The sequence below is a fragment of the Halobacillus sp. BBL2006 genome, assembly GCF_000786645.1.
In the GTDB taxonomy this organism is placed as follows: Bacteria; Bacillota; Bacilli; order Bacillales; family Halobacillaceae; genus Halobacillus.
Window position 1 is genome coordinate 1 of sequence record NZ_JRNX01000554.1, and the last position, 888, is coordinate 888.

The 888-nt window shown below is 39.5% G+C and carries 1 protein-coding gene and 1 pseudogene; both read right to left on the bottom strand.

Annotation, left to right across the window (positions count from 1 at the left end; translation table 11 throughout):
* Positions 1 to 311: pseudogene (locus LD39_RS15775) on the bottom strand (carbohydrate ABC transporter permease); the annotation flags it as partial.
* On the bottom strand, positions 308 to 888 hold a 581-nt coding region (locus tag LD39_RS15780; RefSeq protein ID WP_035549453.1), incomplete at its 5' end, for a carbohydrate ABC transporter permease. The gene LD39_RS15780 and the pseudogene LD39_RS15775, both read right to left, overlap by 4 nt.

Consider the following 888-nt stretch of genomic DNA (forward strand, 5'->3'; position numbering starts at 1 on the left):
CCTTTAAATTGGAACTTAGCGAAAGCGTACCCTGCAGCTGTACATACAATTGCTGAAAGTACGGTAAACGTCAAGGTTATAAACAGAGAGTTTCCTAGTACCCTGACAATCCCGACATTTTCATTTAAATTTTTAAAATTTTCCCACCCATAATCACCTGGTAGGAAATTGGGCGGAACATTGAAAATCTCACCAGACGGATTAGTCGCTCCAACGAACATCCAGTAGAAAGGAAATACCGAAACAATGACACCAATAAATAAAAAGATATAGAGAAGTGTCTTTCTAAAAGGACTGACGTTATGCCTCATTTATCTTCACCTGCCCATTTCATTTGTGCCCAGGAAAGTACCCCAATAATCAACACGAGCACATATGCGATTGCGGATGCATATCCGAAGTCAAAGTATCTGAAACCATTTTGATATAAGTACAGTGTAATCGTTAATGTAGAGTTATTCGGACCGCCTTCAGTTAAGATATACGGTTCATCGAACAACTGCAGCGTACCAATCGTCGAAAGAACGAATGTAAAAAGAAAGATAGGTTTCAACTGCGGTACAGTGATATATAAGAACTGACGAAGCTTCCCTGCTCCATCCATTTCAGCAGCTTCGTAAAGTGAACCAGGAATGTTTTGAAGACCTGCTAAGAAAATAACCATGTTATACCCTGTCCAACGCCAAGTAATCGCAGCCATCAATGCTACTTTTGCCCAAAACGGATCTGACAGCCATGCAATAGGATCGATTCCTACAAAGGATAATAAATAGTTCACAAGACCATAGTTCTCGTCCAACATAATCATGAAGATAATAGAAGAAGCTACAAGGGCTGTAATCGCTGGCATGAAAAAAGCAATCCTGAAGAAACTTTTCATTTTTACTA